Annotated in this window: 2 protein-coding genes and 1 pseudogene; 2 read left to right on the top strand and 1 reads right to left on the bottom strand. The window is 37.6% G+C overall.

Going from position 1 to position 2,323, the window contains the following annotated elements; all coding sequences use genetic code 11:
• Together LC115_11835 and LC115_11830 are read left to right on the top strand one after the other, a co-directional pair.
• Positions 1 to 268 (top strand): hypothetical protein (locus tag LC115_11835; GenBank protein ID MCZ2357353.1); only part of this gene is annotated, 268 nt, incomplete at its 5' end.
• 57 nt (positions 269 to 325) lie between these two features.
• Positions 326 to 1,765: an ATP-binding protein gene (locus LC115_11830; GenBank protein MCZ2357352.1), complete on the top strand. Its 1,440-nt coding sequence runs from the start codon at positions 326 to 328 to the stop codon at positions 1,763 to 1,765.
• A 466-nt stretch (positions 1,766 to 2,231) separates the two neighbouring features.
• Here LC115_11830 and LC115_11825 read toward each other — a convergent pair.
• Positions 2,232 to 2,323: pseudogene (locus LC115_11825) on the bottom strand (transposase).

Below are 2,323 nucleotides of genomic sequence, written 5' to 3'. Positions count from 1 at the left end.
CAACCGCACCAAAGACAGCGAAACCCACGACAGACAAGAAGGGCAGCAGCTAACATCGGTTTGGCGTAATGGCGGGTTCAGTGCTTCGTATGACAGTTTTGTGGTAAGTTCAAGTGCAGTTCTTCTATTGAACTTTTGTGCTTCGATTTCCGCCACTACGCCAAGCCGCAAAAACGTTGAGCGACAAGCGTGTTTTAGCGAACACTCATCCTTACAATTAAGAATCATTCCAACTACATTTTTCCTTATTAACGAAATAAACCCGTAAATAAGACTTGTATGGTAATCTTATTTTGGTATTTTTGCAACATCAAAACACTTTAAAATGGCTTTACTACCATATTCGGAAGAACAGGTTCTTGACCGACTAAGATTTGAAAATCCTTGGTGGGTGACTGGAACAGTTGAGGAATATTATACTTCAATGCAAAGAAGATTGTATTTTGACTTGTTTATGCCTCTCGTTACAGAGACAGGTGTCAGAAGAGCTGTTGTTTTAATGGGACCGCGAAGAGTTGGGAAAACGGTTATGATGTATCATGCTGTTCAAAATCTGCTTGAAAATGAAATTGACCCTTTGAAAGTAGCTTTTGTTTCAATTGAAACACCCATATACAACAACATCAGTTTAGAGCAACTTTTTAGTTTTTGCCGTAAGGCAACAAAACAGGACAGTCCCAAAGGCTGGTATATCTTCTTTGACGAAATACAATATCTAAAAGATTGGGAAGTGCATCTAAAGTCCTTGGTTGACAGTTATCCTCATACTCGCTTCGTGGTTTCGGGTTCTGCTGCTGCTGCTTTACGACTTAAGAGCAATGAGAGCGGAGCAGGGCGATTTACAGATTTTATGCTGCCACCGTTGACCTTTAATGAGTTTCTCCATTTGAAACAATTGAACAGACTTATCACAGAAACAAATCTTGACTGGCAAGGCAGTTTGACAAAATTTTACAGCACCAATAACATCAATGAGTTAAACAAGCATTTTTTGGACTATATCAATTATGGTGGTTATCCCGAAGTGATTTTTTCGGATAAAATTCAAAGTAATCCGGGGCGATATATCCGAAGTGATATTATTGATAAAGTGTTATTGAGAGATTTGCCAAGCCTTTATGGAATAAGAGACGTGCAAGAACTTAACTCGTTGTTTACTGCAATAGCATATAACAGTGCAGGAGAAGTAAGTCTTGAAGATTTAAGTAAAAATTCAGGAGTTCAAAAGAATACTATTAAACGTTACATTGAATATTTAGAAGCCGCATTTTTAATAAAGGTAGTTCATAAAATTTCAAACAAACCCAAGCAGTTTCAACGAGCAACGCAGTTTAAGATTTATCTGACTAATCCTTCACTGAGAAGTGCGTTGTTTTCCCCGTTACAACCAACTGACCCATTTATTGGAAACATGGTTGAGACGGCAATTTATGCTCAATGGCTTCACAGAGAATGGTTTACTCCTTACTACGCAAGGTGGCAGAAAGGAGAAGTTGACATGGTTAAACTTGACGACAAAAATTTCAAACCTCAATGGGCTGTTGAAATCAAATGGAGTAATCAATTTTATGAAAAACCTGGTGACTTAAAATCGTTATTGCAATTTTTAAAGGACAATAACTTACAAACCGCATTAGTTACAACTATTGACAAGGAAGGAACTAAAGAAATAGACAGTATAAAACTAAAATACATTCCTGCATCGGTTTACGCATATACAGTTGGGAAGAACACTATTTTACAAAAACAAAAACGGAATACGTGACAACAGAACGCCAGCCACCAACAGGCAGCTTGGCAAAATGGCGGATTCAGTGCTAAATTCAACGGTAGTTCTTCGATTGAACTTTAGTACAAAACTGAACATTTGTGCTTCGATTTCCGCCACTGCGCCAAGCGCCAAAACGTTATAGCCAATTCCCCCTACTCCCCAGAAGTTGATTTTGCCAGCTAACGGTAAACACGCACAATACGAAAATTTTCTATCTTTGATAGGCTCTTTGCAAGGCCGATTTTAGAACTGTTACTCCGAGTACGAGCGCAATTCTGGTTGAGATGTTTGCGATGCTTTATACGATAATGATATTTTAATTAGACCAAAATGTATCTATATTCATATATTTGAATGTGCATATAGACATTACCATTTGAGGGCTTAGGTTCTTTATTGCTTGGTCAAAGAATGTGCTGATTTGTTCTAAATTTTCGAAATGTTTATTGGTAAACTTTCTTTTGATATGTTGCCATATCTTTTCAGCAGGGTTTAACTCTGGGCTGTAAGGAGGTAGAAATAATAGGAAGATATTTTTTGGAATGATTAGTT

The organism is Bacteroidia bacterium, assembly GCA_026932145.1.
Lineage (GTDB): Bacteria > Bacteroidota > Bacteroidia > J057 > JAIXKT01 > JAIXKT01.
Note: the sequence above shows the minus strand (reverse complement) of the source record. Positions and strands in the feature narration are given on the sequence as shown.